The 15,584-nt window shown below is 67.7% G+C and carries 8 protein-coding genes, 3 tRNA genes and 2 pseudogenes; 4 read left to right on the top strand and 9 right to left on the bottom strand.

Features of this window, described 5'->3' with window-relative positions; genetic code table 11:
• Positions 1 to 304 precede the first annotated feature (304 nt).
• Complete coding sequence (locus tag M1L36_RS06045) at positions 305 to 4,630, top strand: PKD domain-containing protein (protein WP_250872824.1); 4,326 nt, start codon at positions 305 to 307, stop codon at positions 4,628 to 4,630.
• A gap of 204 nt (positions 4,631 to 4,834) precedes the next feature.
• On the opposite strand, the gene M1L36_RS06040 is transcribed toward M1L36_RS06045, so the two are convergent.
• The 5 genes from M1L36_RS06040 to M1L36_RS06020 form a co-directional block, all read right to left on the bottom strand.
• Positions 4,835 to 4,909 (bottom strand) — tRNA-Ile (locus M1L36_RS06040).
• Positions 4,910 to 4,955: 46 nt separating this feature from the next.
• Positions 4,956 to 5,876: a GIDE domain-containing protein gene (locus tag M1L36_RS21555; RefSeq protein ID WP_250872823.1), complete on the bottom strand. Its 921-nt coding sequence runs from the start codon at positions 5,874 to 5,876 to the stop codon at positions 4,956 to 4,958.
• Positions 5,803 to 7,809 (bottom strand): hypothetical protein, encoded by a 2,007-nt coding sequence (locus tag M1L36_RS06030; RefSeq protein ID WP_250872822.1) that lies wholly within the window; start codon positions 7,807 to 7,809, stop codon positions 5,803 to 5,805. The genes M1L36_RS21555 and M1L36_RS06030 overlap by 74 nt, the downstream gene beginning before the upstream one ends.
• Before the next feature lie 159 nt (positions 7,810 to 7,968).
• Positions 7,969 to 9,144 (bottom strand): right-handed parallel beta-helix repeat-containing protein, encoded by a 1,176-nt coding sequence (locus tag M1L36_RS06025; protein WP_250872821.1) that lies wholly within the window; start codon positions 9,142 to 9,144, stop codon positions 7,969 to 7,971.
• Positions 9,145 to 9,392: 248 nt separating this feature from the next.
• Positions 9,393 to 9,465 (bottom strand) — tRNA-Asn (locus M1L36_RS06020).
• 132 nt (positions 9,466 to 9,597) lie between these two features.
• Here M1L36_RS06020 and cca point away from each other — a divergent pair.
• Complete coding sequence (cca, locus tag M1L36_RS06015) at positions 9,598 to 10,995, top strand: CCA tRNA nucleotidyltransferase (protein WP_250872820.1); 1,398 nt, start codon at positions 9,598 to 9,600, stop codon at positions 10,993 to 10,995.
• 39 nt (positions 10,996 to 11,034) lie between these two features.
• Here the strand turns inward: cca and M1L36_RS06010 are convergent, their stop codons facing one another.
• From M1L36_RS06010 to M1L36_RS21720, 3 genes and pseudogenes are all read right to left on the bottom strand, one after another.
• Positions 11,035 to 12,036, bottom strand: coding sequence for a histone deacetylase family protein (locus tag M1L36_RS06010; protein ID WP_250872819.1), 1,002 nt, complete (start codon positions 12,034 to 12,036; stop codon positions 11,035 to 11,037).
• Positions 12,033 to 12,254: pseudogene (locus M1L36_RS21725) on the bottom strand (histone); the annotation flags it as partial. The gene M1L36_RS06010 and the pseudogene M1L36_RS21725, both read right to left, overlap by 4 nt.
• Positions 12,255 to 12,334: 80 nt before the next feature.
• Positions 12,335 to 12,530 (bottom strand): annotated as a pseudogene (locus M1L36_RS21720) (histone-like protein); the annotation flags it as partial.
• A 151-nt stretch (positions 12,531 to 12,681) separates the two neighbouring features.
• On the opposite strand from M1L36_RS21720, the gene M1L36_RS06000 reads away from it, so the two are divergent.
• Positions 12,682 to 13,638 carry a phosphotransferase family protein gene (locus M1L36_RS06000; RefSeq protein ID WP_250872817.1) on the top strand — a complete coding sequence of 319 codons (957 nt, stop codon included), beginning with the start codon at positions 12,682 to 12,684 and terminating at the stop codon, positions 13,636 to 13,638.
• A 17-nt stretch (positions 13,639 to 13,655) separates the two neighbouring features.
• Here the strand turns inward: M1L36_RS06000 and M1L36_RS05995 are convergent, their stop codons facing one another.
• Positions 13,656 to 15,116, bottom strand: coding sequence for a single-stranded DNA binding protein (locus M1L36_RS05995; RefSeq protein ID WP_250872816.1), 1,461 nt, complete (start codon positions 15,114 to 15,116; stop codon positions 13,656 to 13,658).
• 162 nt (positions 15,117 to 15,278) lie between these two features.
• Between M1L36_RS05995 and M1L36_RS05990 the strand changes: the two genes are divergently transcribed.
• Positions 15,279 to 15,351: transfer RNA gene (locus tag M1L36_RS05990), tRNA-Arg, on the top strand.
• Positions 15,352 to 15,584: the final 233 nt, after the last annotated feature.

Here is a 15,584-nt window from a genome sequence, read left to right as displayed (position 1 = left end):
AGGTCCGCTCTCGTCACTCGACCGGTCCGAGGTCTCCCTTCACCGATGACACTCGGGGCGTGAGCGTCTCACGGCTGAGAATCTATCTCAACGGTGGCTATTTGATTCGTTATTTCACTTCTCTCAGTATGAACGTTGAGGGAGTCATTCATTCCGTGAATACATCTGGCACTCGACCGTGTGTGAGTGTCGGAATCGACCGATTCGTTCGCGTCCGTGCGACCGACGGCGCGCCCGCGACTGGCGACGGGAGTCGACTGGCCGTTCGAACCGCCAACGGCACGACGCCAGACGGAGTCGGCGCGTGACGTCCGTGAACCCGACGCGGGCGGTGTTCCTCTCGGCGCTGCTCGTCTGCTCCGTCGTGGGCGGGTCGGTGGCGCTCACCGGGACGGCCGCGGCGAGTGTGACGGGTCTGTCGGTCGACGGGACGGGGCCGTTCACCCAGAACACGTGTCTCCCGTTCACTTTCGACGACGACGACTCCGGCGGGAGTCGCGGAGACGTGTGGGTCTGGGTCGACGACGGCGACGGCGTCGTTGAGCAGGGCGAGACCGTGATCGAGGTCGAGTCCGGCGGCGACGAAGTTGGTGGCGGTATCCCCATCATCCGGAGCGTCGGCCGGTACTTCTCGCTGGACCTGCCCACGTCGCTGTTCGACGTCGGGACGGCCACGCTGCCGACCCGGTCGTCGTGTATCGACCTCGCCGGTGTCCCGGACGGAACCTACCAGCTCGCGGCCACCGAGTTCGGCTATCTGCGCGAACACGAGACTATCTACGGCCTCAGTTCGCAGGCGACCACCGGCACCTTCGTCGTCGACTCGTCCGCCCCGACGTTCGGCGACGCGTCGCCCACGGGGACCGTCGCCGACGACCAGCCACTCGTCTCGGTGGACGTCTCCGACCCGAACCTCGATACGAGCGCACTCCGTGTCGGCGTCACCGACGCCGCCGGTGCGAAACTGACCGACGCTGGCGTCGACGACCCGCACGTCTCGTACAGCGGTGGGACGCTCACCGTCGACCCGAGCGCGGGAACGCCGTTCACCTTCGCGGACGGCGACGTCACCGTCGCCGTGAGTGCGGTCGACACAGCCGGCAACACCGGGTCGACAACCCTCTCGTTCGCCGTCGACACGCCCGCGCTCGCGATTTCGAACGCGACGCTCGCCGACGACGGTGACGGTGTCGTCGGCGACGGCGACGTGGTGACGGTCGAGGCGACGGTCACCGACGCGAAGAGCGGCGGCGTCTCCGCCGACGCGTCGGCGTTCGGCGCGGGAACCGTCGCGATGGCCGCCACCGGAAACGGGGTCTACACCGGTTCGTTCCAGGTCGACACGACCGCCGCGACCGCCGGTGACCGGACCGTCACGGTCGACGCCGAAGCCGCCGACGGAACGACGACCAGCGCGGAGACGAACGCGCTCACCGTCGAGACGGCACCCACCAGCGGTGGCTCGCTCTCCGACCTCTCGGTCACCGAGTCGGGGCCGTTCACCGAAGAGCAGTGTCTCGCCTTCGAGTTCACCGACGCGGAGCCGGACGACGGTGACGTGCTGGTGTGGGTCGACGACGGTGACGGCGTCTTCGAGTCGGGCGAGCAGTCGACGACGGTGGCGTCGGTCGCCGACACCGGCAGCAGCGGTGGCGGTGACGACGGGAGCGGAGACGGTGGAGACGGTGGCGACGGTGGTGACGGAATCCGCATCATCCGGAGTGTCGACCGGTACTTCTCGCTGGCTCTGCCCGCCTCGGTGTTCGAGGTGGGGACCGTCACGACGCCGACCGAGTCGGCGTGTGTCGACCTCGCGGACGTCGCCGACGGTACGTACCGACTCGCGGCAGTCGAGAGCCCGGACGCGAACACGCCGAGTGTGCTCGTCGGCACGAGCGCGCAGGCGACGTCCGGGAGTTTCGAGGTCGACTCGCCGACGGACGGCGACACGTCCGCGCTCGCGATTTCGAACGCGACGCTCGCCGACGACGGTGACGGTGTCGTCGGCGACGGCGACGTGGTGACCGTCGAAGCGACCGTCACGAACGTCGGGGCGGGAAGCGTCTCCGCGAACGCCTCCGCGTTCGGTGCCGGCACCGTCGCGTTGACCGACGCCGACGGCGACGGTGTCTTCGAGGGGACGTTCACCGTGACCGCCGCAGACAGCACCGACGGCGACCACGAGGTGACGGTCACCGCTGTCGACGGCAGCGGCGACCGGGCCGAGGGGCGGTCGAACGCACTCACGCTCGACACCACGCCGCCGGTCGTCGTGCTCCCCGCACCGGGCCGGAGCCTGACGGTGTACGACGCCGCCGACGGCGACCGGTACCTCAGGCCCGGCGACACCGCGGCCGTCGAAGCGAAGGTCACCGACGCAACGCCCGTCAGCGTCGGCATCGACACCACCATCCTCAACGGCACGACGGTCGAGTTGACCGACGCCGACGGCGACGGTGTCTTCGAGGGGACTTTCCGGGTCGACCCGGCGTCGACGACTCCCATCCACCAGGCGAACTTCCTGGTCACCGCCACGGACAGCCAGGGGCTGAACACGAGCGTCTACACCGACTCGAACGCGTCGCTCGTCTCCGACGACCTCCCACCGACGGCCGTCGCGGGGCCGAACCGAACCGTCGACGTGGGCAGTTCGGTCACGTTCGACGGGAGCGCCTCCACCGACACTGTCGGCATCGCCAGCTACGAGTGGGCGTTCGGCGACGGCGAGACCGCGACCGGCGCCCAGCCGTCACACACTTTCGACACGGCCGGCGTCTACACGGTCACGCTGACGACCACCGACCTCGCGGGTAACGAGGCCAGCGACAGTCTCACCGTCACGGTCGACGGCGCGACCGAACTCACCGTCGACGCTGGCGCGAACCGGACGGTCGACGAGGACACCGCGGTCACGTTCCACGGGAACGCCTCGTCGACCGACGAGGGGCCGACGAGCTACGAGTGGGCGTTCGGCGACGGCACCACCGCGAACGGGGCCACGGCGACTCACACCTTCGCCGACCCCGGCGTCTACACCGTGACGCTCACCGTCACCGACGCCCTGGGCAACGAGGACACCGATACGGTCGTCGTGACGGTCGCGGACGTGACCGCACCGACGGCCGACGCCGGTGCGAACCGGACGGTCGACGAGGACACCCTCGTCACGTTCGACGGGAGTGGCTCCACCGACGCCGTCGGCGTCACCGACTACGAGTGGGCGTTCGGCGACGGCACCACCGCGAGCGGTGTCTCCCCGAGCCACGCCTACGCCGAACCGGGCGAGTACACCGTCACGCTCACAACGACGGACGCGGCGGGGAACACCCACACCGACCGACTCACGGTGACGGTCACGGACGGCACCGCGCCGACCGTCGACGCCGGCCCGGACGCCGTCGCGACGGCCGACACTCCGGTGACGTTCTCGGCGACCGCCACGGACGACGTCGGCGTCGTCTCGTACGAGTGGGCGTTCGGCGACGGCACCACCGCGAGTGGCGCGCACGCGACTCACACGTACACGAAATCGGGGACGTACACGGTGACGCTGACGGTCACGGACGCCAACGGCAACGCCGAGACCGACACGCTGGTCGTTCGGACGCCCGCCGTCGACCTCTCGGCGTCGACCCTCGACTTCGGGAGGGTCGGTCTCCACCAGGACGCGACGAGAACGCTCCTCGTTGAGAACACCGGCAGCGCCGACCTGACGCTCGCCGACGTGACCCTGAGCGGTGCGGACGCCGACCGATTCGAGGTCGCGTCTGCTCCCACGACCGTCGCCCCTGGTGCGAACGGCTCAGTCGTCGTCGGGTTCGACGCGGCCGCGACGAGCGAGCACACCGCGACGCTCCACCTCGTGACCGACGCCCCCGGCGACGACGCGATAGCGGTCTCGCTGGTGGGAGAGGGGACGCAACCCACCGACAGCGACTCCGGCGACACCACTGACGACACCGGCGACATCACTGACGACACCGACGACATCACTGACGACACTGCTGAGGACGCCGCGGGTGACGCTACCGACGACGCCACTGACGACACCAGCGACGACGCTACTGGCGACGCTACCGACGGCTCCGGCGGCACCGCGGAGGGGACCGAGAGAGTCAGCGTGACCGACGTCTCGCTGTCGTCGCCGCACGTCACCGTCGGCGAGACGGTGACCGTCACTGCGACCGTGACGAACACCGGTGACGAACCGGCGTCGCACACGGTCCGCGTGTTCGACACGACCGCCGACCGCGAACTGCTGACGAAGGACGTCGACGTGCCGGCGCACGACTCGGTCACCGTCGACCTCTCGACGACCGTCAACCGATCGGGGACTGTCGACCTCGAAGTGGACGGTCGGACGGTCGGGTCGGTCACGGTCACCCAGTCGACCACGCCGCCAACGGCGACGCCGTCGACGCCGACCACGACGCCCGCACCGGCCGACACGGTCACGACCACGTCGGTCGTCGAAACGCCGGTCTCGTCGACTCCCGGTTCGGCACCGACGACTGCCGGTTCGGAGACGGCGGCCTCGGAGTCGAACGGATTCGGCCCCGGCTTCGGACTCACGACGGCGCTGGTCGCACTCTGCCTCGCCGGTCTGCTCGCAGTCCGCCGGCAGCGATAGTCGACCCGCGACGCTGCTCTTCGATGCGGCTCTCGCCGAACTACGAGGTGACGCTCGGTCAGCCGATCAACTCGGCGTCTCGACGACCCTGCAGAATCGAATTGACCCTGTCGGAGTTGAACCGCGGTCGCTCACTGGCGTTCGCTCACTCCTTCGACTCGGCAGGAGTGATTCGATACGCCGCGCTGTCGCGAGTCGGTCGCATGGGCCCTGCCGGAGTTGAACCAGCGCTCACCCGGTTATGAGCCGGGCGCTTTAACCAGACTAAGCTAAGGGCCCTCGGTAGGACGCTGTTCCGCGCCGCTCTTTAGCCTACCGGGATGCCTCACAGCCCCGGGACCGGCACGCCGACCACCAGCGAGAGCCCGACGAACACCGACAGCGCGCCCACGGCGAGCGCGGCCGTCGCGAGGCCCTGGCCGCGCAAGAGGGCGTCCTCGTCGCGTGTCGAGAGGACGAACGGCTCGTCGGCCGGTTCGACGACTGCGGTCTCGGGCCGGAGGCGGACGTTCCCGTCGCGGTCCTCGGGGTCGCGGGCGCGGACGGTACCGAGCAGGTACACCTCGTCGCCGGGACGGACGACGTTCTCGTAGTACCGCCGGTCGCCGTGGGCGTTGCCGATGTCGACGAGGTTGGTGATGGAGCCGCGTTGGGGTGGGATGCCTCGCGCTTCGGCGACGAACGACGCGATGTGCTGGGGGGTCTGTGCTTCGGCCCCGACGCGGTCGGCCAGCGGCAGGTCGTGGAAGTCGACGAGGACGTTCCGGACGGAGATGCTGGCGGGGAAGTCCCCGAGGTCGCCGAGTTTCTCCAGCAGTTTGCCGGTCGGGTCGGTGTGGCTGCCGGGGTCGACGAGCACGCGGTCGGTGCCGTCACCAGAACGCCGTGCGTTCTGGTTGGCACGAGAATCGCGTCGCGACTCTCGCACGTCGTCGACGTAGAACGGGACGGAGTAGACGCCGTCGCCGATGGTCCACCAGTTGCTGTGGTCGCCGCGTTCGCTCCACTCCTCGACCTCCCAGCCGCCGACGACGCAGTCCTGTCGCGTGATGGGTGCGGTGAGCGTCGCCTGAACGGGCCGAGACCGTCGACCGGGAATTTCTATCGCTAAGTTCCAGCCGCCGAGTGTGTTCTCACCGAATCGGCGGACAGGTGGTGGCGGTTCGTCGAACTCAGAGCGTCCCGGTCCCTTCGAACACCCAGTAGCCGACGTTCTCGTTGGCGTGGCTCGTCTCCGTGTCCTCACTCTGTTCTTCCTCCATGAACACTTCGGCACCACTCCCGGTCAGGTCCCGGTAGCGGATGCCAGCAGTCTCACCGCCGTTCGTCGTCTGTCCGTCGGCGAGGAAGGTCGGTGAACCGAACGAGTCGGTGAACCCGATGGCGTACCAGTCGTCGGAGACCGATAGACCGGTGTCGCCGACCTCCATCGCCGTGCCGTTGATGCTCGTCGTTCCTGGTTCGATTGCGACGTAACCGATGGTCTCGACGGAGTGGCCGCCGAGTGCCATTTCCTCCTGAACACGGACGTCGAACCCACTCGTGGTGACGTTCCGGTTCCGGGTAACGATCGGTGCGCCGCCGTTGAACGTCATCGATTGTGTGAACACGATCGGCGTCGTTCCGAACGACTGAGACAGCGACACCGAGGTCCAGGAGTCGGTGGTAGTCGTCGTCCCGACCTCGATTTTCGTCCCGTCGTCGGTCGTGTGCTGACCCTCCTCGAAGACGGCGTAGCCGACCGTCTCGGTGCCGTGGTTGCCGGCGGTGTAGTCCCACTTCTCGAGTTCGAAGTCGAAGCCCGTGCTGGTGACGTCCCGGACACGGGGGTGAACGGGCTCGCTGTCGTTGTACGACGCGGGGTTCATGATGACGACCGGGTTGTCGTACGACTGCGCCAGTGAGACGCTGTGGCGGGTCGTACTCGTCGCTTGGTCGGTCGTCTCCGATCCAACCTCCGCGAAGCTCTCGGTGGGGGTCTGGGTTCCAGACCCGTCGAGGGCGAGGTAGCCAACCGTCTCGGAACCGTGGGCGACCTCCGTATCGCCGCTCTGTTCTTCGTCGACCTGCAGTTCGACGCCCGAACTGTCGAGGTTCCGGTGACGGAGTGTACAGGGGTCACCGCCGTTGGCAGTCTGCATGTCGGCGAGGAGCCCCGGCGAGGACGGTGCCGACTGGAATCCGACCGAGTACCAGTCGTCGGAGACGTTGTTCCCGGTGTTTCCGGTCTCGACAGCGATGCCGTCGAGGTCGGTGAGGCCGTCCTCGACGGCGATGTAGCCGACCGTCTCCGTTCCGTGTGCGTTGACGCCCAGTTCCGTCTGGAGTTCGGTCTCGAACCCACTCGACGTGACGTTGTCGTTGCGGGTCACGACGGGCAGTGCGTCGTTCTCGGTCTGTGGCTGTGTGAACACGAGGGGTGCAGCCGAGAAGTCCCCTCCGAGCGCGACGGTCGCGGTGGCTTCGTCGGTCGAGACGGTTCCGGTTTCGACAAGCGAACCGTCACTGCTCGCGAACGTCCCTCGTTCGACGACGAGGTACGTCACGGTCTCGGTGGCGTGGGTTCCATCCTGGTAGTCCCACTCTTCGAGTGTGATTTCGAACCCGCCCGACGAGACGTTCCGGAGTCGAGCGTGGACAGGGTCGCTACCGGCGTAGGAGGCTGGCTTCGCGACGACGATGGGGTCGGTGAACGACTTCGAGAGCGACACGCTCGTCCACTGCGAAGGGGTCAGCGCCACAGTGTCGGCTTCTGCGACGAGCGACGAACTGGTGTCCGTGTCGGTGGTGAACGAGACCGTGGTCCCAGTCTCAGCGTCTGCGACTGCCCGGTACTCGTAGGTCGTGTCGGCGGTGAGGCCACCGACCTGCTCGCTGAACGACCCAGTACTCGATTGCGAAGACGAGGACGTCGACGTCCACGAGGAGACTCCGTTCTCGCGGTACTCGAAGGAGACGGACACCGACGACGACCCGCCGAGCGAGTCGAGGGTGCCTTCGAGCGTCGCGTCCGTCGTCGTTACGCTCGACGGCGCGTCGGTCGAGACACTGACGCTGCCAGAGCCGCCACCACCAATCTGGGTGAACGAACAGGCTTCGTCGGTCGTAACACCGCTCTTCGAGACGTTCGAATCGTCGACGAACGGGGCTCCGGTGACGTTGACGTTCGTATTCGACACCGACGCGCTCACGCCGTCGGAAAACCGGATGCCGTTGCGGTCCGTCCCCTGTTCGTAGATACAGGAGTTGCTGATACTGGACCCTGCGCCGGCGTCGGCGATGGTTGGTCCATCCGATCCAGTCCCGATGACGGTGATGCCGTCGACGGTGATGGTCTCTCAGTCGGCGTAAATCGCGGGGAGATTCCCAACCTCTACGTCGCCTAATTCGAACTCACAGTTCGAAATTTCCGGTGCGACTCCTCCACGCGTGACGATTGCACCCTGTGCTTTCAGCGCGTTGCTCATCCGGAACGTACAGTCACTGATTTCCAATCCCGACTCACGTGGGGTGTAGTTCCCGTCGACCCAGATTCCACGGAACGAGTAGTCGCTCTCCGTGTCGTTGAGCGGGCGGTCGTGGTCGGACATGTCCGTGACGAACTCACAGTTCCGGACGTAGCTCCCCTCTCCTTCGACACGTACCGAGGCCGGGGTGTTGTTCTTGAACGTGCAGTCCTCGATGAACATCCGTCCCTCCTGCCCGACGGTGTAGACCCCGTTGTTCGGGAACTCCGAGAACTCACAGTTGATCATCTCGATGTCGCCGTTGCACCATTCGGGGTTGTGCATCCCCCATTTACCCGATCCGCCACCAGTGTCCGCACTATACCGGCTTACGTCGTACGCACCGTGCTTTATGACGACGTTCTCCATGGTGCCCAGCTTTCCCGAAATGGCCTCTCTGATGGAGACGTTGAACCCGTTGGCGATCTGCTCTCCGGAGACCGAGAGGTTCCCGCCGATGCCCAAGAACTCTACGTTGCCGATGTAGAACTCCTCGTTCGCGATGAGCCGGAACCCGGCGTTCGTCGTCTTCTCTGAGGCAGTCTGGTCGACGTCGATGTTGTCCAGAACATACGCGTCGACTTCGTCGAGGTTGAACAGGTAGTAGTTCGCCCCCTCGTCCGGTCTGAATTTGACATCGCCGATGCCGAGGAAGCCGATGTTCTTCCGTGCAGGCCGACCATCACCACCGATAGGAATCTCCCCGGTAAACCGGTAGGTCCCTTCTGGAAATTCGATGAGTATACTGTCCCCGTACGGTTCGAGGTCCGAGTCACTGAAGTCGGCATTGACGGACCGACCACCGGTTGGATCAAGTCCGAGGTCGTCTACCGCGTCGATAACACGGTCGAATGTGATACCGCGTTCTTCTCTCGCGCTCGCGATACCACTCGCGGAAACCCCAAGTGCGCCCCCTGCAGCGGCTCCTGACAGTCGGAGGTAGTCTCGACGAGAGACTGTGTGGTCGGCTGACGAATCCTTGGCACGGGAATCGTTTTCTCGAGTCATCCAGGTTTGACGACACCTCTCTAGTGTATATATCTAATCTAGAATCAACTGAAAATTAACGGAATAGATTATATGTGAACAATTTCCGGTTGTGAAATATTATTCCGGGAGGGTGGAGAGTGATTGGGCTCAATCCGTTCGTCGGGACGGCAGTTCGCAAGACGGAGCGGAGTACGGTCCGGCTGACTGACATTGACGACACACGGTGTCACCGCTCGGCAACTAGAGCGACGTGAGAGTTCGAGGAGCGCCGTCACCAGGGCTCGAACCTGGGACAACCTGGGTAACAACCAGGTGCTCTACCAGCTGAGCTATGACGGCTTACCTCCGAGTAACGCGATTCGAACAATAGGGCTTTCGCTTCGGTCGCGGCACGGCGTGGGCAATCATAGCACGCACCCCGGGCGCTCTGCGGACCGACACGCTTTCCGCTCGCGGCGGGAACCTGCGGGCATGGACGAGTTCGAACGCGTCGTCGCGGCCGTCGACGAGCGCGTCACGCCCGACGCGGCCGAACGCGAGCGTCTCGCCGCGGTGGCCGAGCGCGTCGTCGAGCGCGCGGAGACGGCCATCGCCGACCTTCCGGTCGCGGCCGACGTGGTGCAGGTCGGCTCGACCGCCCGCGGGACGTGGCTCGCCGGCGACCGCGACATCGACGTGTTCGTTCGCTTCCCGCCGGACCTCTCGCGAGCGGACCTCGAAGCGTACGGCCTCCAGGTCGGCCGCGCCGCGGTCCCCGACGGCCGCGAGGAGTACGCCGAACACCCCTACATCAAGGGGCGCGTCGAGGGGTTCGACGTCGACTGCGTCCCCTGCTATCGGGTGCCGACCGCGCCGGACATCCAGTCGGCGGTCGACCGCACGCCGTTCCACAACGCCTACCTGCTCGACCGCATCGACGACGACCTCGCCCGGGAGGTCCGTCTCGCCAAGGCGTTCTTGAAGGGCGTCGGCGCGTACGGCAGCGACCTCCGGACGAAGGGGTTCTCGGGCTACCTCACCGAACTGCTCGTCGTCGAGTACGGCGGCTTTCGCCAGTTGCTCGCCGCCGCCGCCGACTGGCACCCGCCCGTCGAACTCGACCCGGAAGGGCACGCCACCCGCGACCACGACGACCCGCTGGTCGTTGTCGACCCGACCGACCCCGACCGGAACGTCGCGGCGGTCTGTTCGGCGCGGAACGTCGCCCGTCTCACCCACTACGCTCGGGAGTTCCTCGCCGCCCCCGACGAGTCGGCCTTCGAGCCGCGTGCTGCCGACCCGCTGACCGAGTCCGAGGTCCGCGACCACCTCGACCGACGTGGTACCCACCCGGTCGCGGTCCGCTTCGACGCGCCAGACGTCGTCGAGGACCAACTGTACCCCCAACTGGAGAAGTCGCTGGCGGGTGTCGTCGGCGCGCTCGACCGCAACGGGTTCGACGTGCTTCGCGCTGACGCGTGGGCCGCGCCCGACGCCGCCGCGGACGCGAACGGGGACCCCAGCGACGCGACGTGGGGTGACGCCGTGTTGTTCTGTGAGTGTGCGGTCGTCGAACGCCCGCGAATCGAGCGCCACGACGGGCCGCCCGTCGACGTCGGCGAGCACGCGACGGGCTTCTACGACGCCTACGCCGACGACGGGGAGACGTACGGCCCGTTCCTCGACGGCGGGCGGTACGTCGTCGAACGCGAGCGCCCCTACCGCACCGCCCGCGACCTGCTCGAATCGGCGCTGTTCGAGGTGCGCCTCGGCGTGGGGGTCGAGCGTTCGCTCCGGGAGGGGTACGACGTGCTCGTCGGCGAGGAGTGCGTGACGCTGGTCGACGCGTTCGGCGGGCAGTTGGCGGCGTACTTCGACCCGCGGCCCTGACACGGTGTGCTGGGGTGGGGGTCTCGAACCGTCGCCTGCTCAGAGGTCGAACCGCTCGACGAGGTCGTCGACGACCGACCGAGCGCCGTCGTCGGCGTCCCCGTCGGGCGTCACCGGCTCCTTGCCCATGTACACCTCCTGGATGGTGCCGATGGACTCGGCGAGACACTCCAGGCCGTAGCCGCCTTCGAGCACGTAGCCGAGCGCGACGTCGTTGTCCGCAGCGAAGTCACGACAGCGTTGAGCGAGCAGGCCGTAGCCCTCCGTCGAGACACGCATCCGGGAGATGGGGTCGCGTTCGTGGGCGTCGAACCCGGCGCTGAGGAGGAACAGGTCGGGGTCCATGCGCTCGATGGCGGGGAACACCGCCCGGTCGAGCGCGTCGACGTACTCGGCGTCGCCGCTCCCGGCGGGGAACGGGAGGTTCATCGTCGCCCGCTCGCCGTCGCTCTCGCCGGTCTCGTCGGCCGCGCCGGTGCCGGGGTAGAGCCCCTGTTCGTGGAGCGAGGCGTAGAGCACGTCGTCGCGGTCGTAGAAGATGTCCTGCGTGCCGTTGCCGTGGTGGACGTCCCAGTCGAGGACCGCGACGCCGTCGGCACCAGCGTCGAGAGCGGCCTGCGCGGCGACGGCGACGTTGTTGAAGAAACAGAACCCCATGGCGTCGTCGTAGACGGCGTGGTGTCCGGGCGGTCGCCCGAGCGAGAACGGCGTGTCGTTGCCGTCAGCGCCGTCGAGGGCCTCCTCGGCGACCCACTGGGCTGCCCCCGCGCTGGCGAGAGCGGCGTCCCAGGTCGCCTCGACGGCGACGGTGTCGGCGTCCCACGACCCACCGCCGTCCGCACAGAACTCCCGGACGGCCTCGACGTAGTCGGCGTCGTGGACGGCCTCGACGGCCCCGACGCTGGCGTCGTCGGGGGTGGCGTACTCGACGCCGTGGTGTCGCGAGAGCGCCCGGCGGATGGCACGCAGACGGTCCGGCCGCTCGGGGTGGCGTGGGCCGGTGTCGTGGTCGAGACAGACCTCCCGGTAGGCGAACCTCATCCGGGTGGGAAGTAGTCGTCGAGGTCGAAGTACGTCTCGACGTCGGCGGCGATGACCGTCCGACGGTCGGCGTGGTGGGCGAGGACGGCCGCGGCGGCCGCGACGTCCTCGGCGTACGCTTCGAGGACGGTCGCCAGTTCGACGCGCGCCTCCCGCGAGACGCGATAGCGGTCGTCGATGTCGAGTCGAGCGATGCGGTCGACGGGCGCGATGGGCAGGGTCGGTTCTTCGGTCGGGGCGTCGGCCCCGTCCGCCGCCTCCCGTGGTGTGTCCCGGGGTGTGCCGCCGTCGGACGCCGCCCGGCCGAAGTCCTCGGCCATCAGCGTCTTGCGGCCGTCGTCGGTCGCGCGGTCGGCGGCGGCGGTGGCGAGGGTCGCGCCGTGCGTCTGGATGCGCCGAGCGAGCGCCTCCGCGGCGTCGGCGCTCACCCGGAGGTCCCCCGCGTTTCGCCGGATGATAGCGTCCACCGGCGCGAACGGAAGCTCGACGCTCATACCGTGCCACGGGAGTGTTGCAGCCTTAAGCGTTCCGCGTGAGCACGCGACAGGACCGACCGCCTCCTCCCGCCAGTCGGCGCGAGAGGCTCTGTGTGGGTGTTCCACACGGCTCCACAAGACGCTTGACCGACGCGCGGGACGCCCGACCATGGACGACCGCCTCGCGACGGCCCTCGACTGCGCCTTCCCCGACCGTGAGGTCGCCACGGTGGACACGACCGGTCCGTCGTGGAACCACCGCAACGAGACGGTCCGAGTCACCTTCGGCGACGACGAGCAGGTCTACCTGAAGGTCGCGACCGACGGCGACGCCACCCGTATCGTCCGGGAGCGAGCGGTCGTCGAGTACGTCGGGGCGAACCGCGCCGTCCCGGTTCCGACCGTCCGCGTCTGCGACCCCGACGCGACCGTGCCGTACCTCGTCACCGACCCGGTCGACGGGCCGACGCTACTGGAGTCATGGTCCGAGGCGCGTACCGAAGAGCGGGCCACCCTCGCCCGGCAGGTCGGTGCCTCGCTCGCCCGTCTCCACGCCGAGCGCTTCGAGCGGGCCGGCCGCATCCTCGGTGGCGACGCCGACGGCCTCGACCTCGACACCGCGCCGTGGACCGACGTGCTCCGCGACTGGATCGAGTGGTACCGCGAGTACAGTCCGTCCGACCGGTTCGACCACCACTTCGACGCGGTCTCCGACGCCGTCGAGACACACCGGGGGTCGCTCGACGCCGCGCCCACAGCGCTGCTCCACACCGACACGGCCAGAGCGAACTGCTTCGTCGACGAGGAGACGGTGGGGTTTCTCGACTGGGAGATCGCCCAGGTCGGCGACCCCGTCTGGGACGTCACTCGCGGCCGGTACTACCTCGTCGGCGTGCGCGACGACGCCCCCGACGCCATCGTCGACGCGTACCTCGACGGCTACCGCGAGACGGCCGGTGGCCTCCCGGCGGGCTACGACGAACGCGTCGCGCTCTACCGTGCGGTGTGGTTCCTCAGCTGGTCGGGCTTCTTCGACAACTACCTGGAGTTCGTCGAGGAGTCCCCGGCGGCCCTCGCCGACTGGGTCGAATCCGAGATGGACCGACGGCTCTCTGCGCTCGAATAGTAGTGAGAACCGCCGGCTCAGAACACGTCGTCGGCCTCCAGTCGACCGTCGACGAGTCGCCCGCGGACGGTCACCTCCTGGCCGAGTCGCACGTCCGCGTCGGTGTCGACGGTGAGCGTCTCCGAACCGTCGTCGAGCATCACGGGGTCGCCCGTCTGGACGACGGTCCCGGTGAACTCCGTCGGCCCGCCGTCGCTCGCGTCGCCGCTCGTCTCGGCGTCATCTCCGTCGGCCTCCGACTCACTGCTCGTCGACGTCTCGTCCCCGCCGTCGTCGGAGGCGAACGCCGAGAGGCCCGTCGACTGCTGGCCGCCGCTGTCGCTGCCGCCACCGCTTCCCCTGCTCGCCGATTCAGGCGCAACGTCGCCCGCGTCCGTCGCACCGTCTTCGAGCACCGACACGGTCGACCGCCACCCGGCGGAGGCTTCGAGGTCGTCCTGCCAGCCGTCTTTGACCTCGACGTCGGCGAACAGCACCTCGTCGCCCGGCCCGATGTCGGCGTCGGCCTTCTCGCCCCACATCGCGACGCGAATGTCGCCGCTCTTGTCCTGCACGCGGACGTTCCGGACCTGCCCCTCCGAGCCGTCGTCGCGGTCGAAGGTGCGCTTCGGGTCCGCCGAACGGACGACGCCGGCGATGTCGACGGTGTCGCCCATCTCCAGGTCGGCGATGTTCGTCGTCTCGGGGACGTAGGCGACGCTCTCGGTGAGTTCCTTGATTGCCCCGCGCGAGCCGACGTGGAGTTCGAGCGTGCCGTCGCGGTCACGCACGTAGCCGTCGACTATCTCGACGGAGATGCCCTCCGAGAGCTCCTCGACGGTGTCGGCCTGCTCGTCCCACATCGTGACGCGCACGCGGCCAGTCTCGTCGCCGAGGACGAGGTTCGAGACGCGCCCCTCCGAGCCGTCGTTGCGGTCGAACGTGCGGACGGGTTCGACGCCCAGCACCTTCCCGCGGACGCTCACGTCGCTCTGACCCAGCGAGAGCGACTCGATGGTCCCGTCCTCGGCGAGGTCGACGTCGATGGTCGCGTCCTGGTCGCCCTCGACGCGACTGGCCGACACTTCGAGGCCGTTGTACCCCTCCTTGGGGCGGCCCTTGATGCGTAGCACGTCGCCCGGTGCGAGTTCTTCCTCGGCGTTCGCGGCGTCCTGGTCCCACAGCGCGACGCGGACACGACCGGTCTCGTCGGCGACCTCCAGGTTGAGCACCTGCCCCTCGCCGTCGTCGCGCTCGAACGTCCGCACGTCGCCGACGCTGACGATCTTCCCGAGGAACTTCACCTCCTCCATCCCCGGCTCGATGTCGGCGATACCGTTGACCTCGTCCTCGCTCAGCTCGTGCGCGATGAGCATCGCGGCGGTCTCCTCGTCTGCTAACCCGTCCATCTGCTCGACTTTCTGCTCGACAGCCTCGCGGAACTCCTCCTCCGAGACGTCGGTGTCGAGGTCCGCGTACGTGTCCTCGATGACTCCCATTGGTTCGGTCATGGCAACTGGGCTGTTAATCGTTGTCGGTCCGTCGGACATGCCGGGGCTGGTCGCGCCTTCGCCCTTGAACGCACGTGTGTCGTGCGAACCTCCGCCACCCGCCGGACGAACCGTAACCGTCTTACGTACCTCGCGGGTATCGATGAATGAGTCCTGGTAGGGTAGTGGACTATCCTCTTGGCTTGCGGAGCCAGGGACCGGAGTTCAAATCTCCGTCAGGACGTTTTCAGGTGCGTAACGTCGCGAGCGTAGCGAGCGACCGCGCACCGAAAACGCCGCGCGGTGATTTGAGCAGACGAGACGAGCGCGAGCGAGTCTCGGCGTGTTCAAATCTCCGTCAGGACGCTCACTTATTCGGCGAGTCGCTCGGTGAGCGACTCGCCTCACCGTTCGCGCCCTGACGTGCCTCACGCTCGTTTCACTCGCGTGAGACTCCGTCAGGACGTCTCCGTGAAT

Origin of the sequence: Halomarina rubra (genome assembly GCF_023699475.1) — an archaeon.
Taxonomy (GTDB): domain Archaea; phylum Halobacteriota; class Halobacteria; order Halobacteriales; family Haloarculaceae; genus Halomarina; species Halomarina rubra.
The sequence above is the reverse complement of the archived record's forward strand: the minus strand, read 5'-3'. Positions and strand labels throughout refer to the sequence as shown.

Coding starts and splice junctions, on each gene's coding strand:
- cca (WP_250872820.1), top strand. CDS start 9,598: ATGGACGAGTTCGAACGCGTCGTCGCGGCCGTCGACGAGCGCGTCACG.
- M1L36_RS06025 (WP_250872821.1), bottom strand. CDS start 9,144: ATGACTCGAGAAAACGATTCCCGTGCCAAGGATTCGTCAGCCGACCAC.
- M1L36_RS06000 (WP_250872817.1), top strand. CDS start 12,682: ATGGACGACCGCCTCGCGACGGCCCTCGACTGCGCCTTCCCCGACCGT.
- M1L36_RS06010 (WP_250872819.1), bottom strand. CDS start 12,036: ATGAGGTTCGCCTACCGGGAGGTCTGTCTCGACCACGACACCGGCCCA.
- M1L36_RS05995 (WP_250872816.1), bottom strand. CDS start 15,116: ATGGGAGTCATCGAGGACACGTACGCGGACCTCGACACCGACGTCTCG.